Raw genomic sequence first — 448 nt, forward strand, 5'->3', positions numbered from 1 at the left:
CTGATTCAAATCATGCTGGGCGCGATCATCGTCTCGATGATGGGCTTCCCGCAGGAATCCTTGCTGTTTATGGCGGGCAAGCAGCGTGCCTTCCTGATCGCGCAGGCGACGGCCTCGGCGGCCTACATTGCGCTGCTGGTGTCGATGGCGTACGCCTTCGGCGTGCAGGGCGCCGCCTTCGCTTATTTACTGGGGCAATGTTTAGACGTGCTGTTATCCCTGATACCGACGATCGGCGCCTACCGCAATCGCTTTATGTTGGGGCTGAATGTGCCCAAAGAGAGTAATCAATGACCGCTAACACGAATTGGAAGAAGTTCTCCGCCGAAACCACCCAGGCGCTGTTTGTCGCCGTGGAAGAGGATGACCTGGTCGAGGCGAATATCAGCCTGCCGCAGCAGATCGATCTGGAATGCTCCCCCGAGAGCATCCGGGACAACTACGCGCT

The 448-nt window shown here is 58.0% G+C and carries 1 protein-coding gene; it reads left to right on the forward strand.

Translation table 11 applies throughout. The features are described from left to right. Nucleotides 1-294: polysaccharide biosynthesis protein (locus JYB63_RS22605; protein WP_205660187.1), on the forward strand; the 294-nt coding region annotated here is incomplete at its 5' end. Between the last annotated feature and the right edge of the window lie 154 nt (nucleotides 295-448).

The sequence above is a fragment of the Aliamphritea spongicola genome (assembly GCF_017051665.1).
Classification (GTDB): domain Bacteria; phylum Pseudomonadota; class Gammaproteobacteria; order Pseudomonadales; family Balneatricaceae; genus Amphritea; species Amphritea spongicola.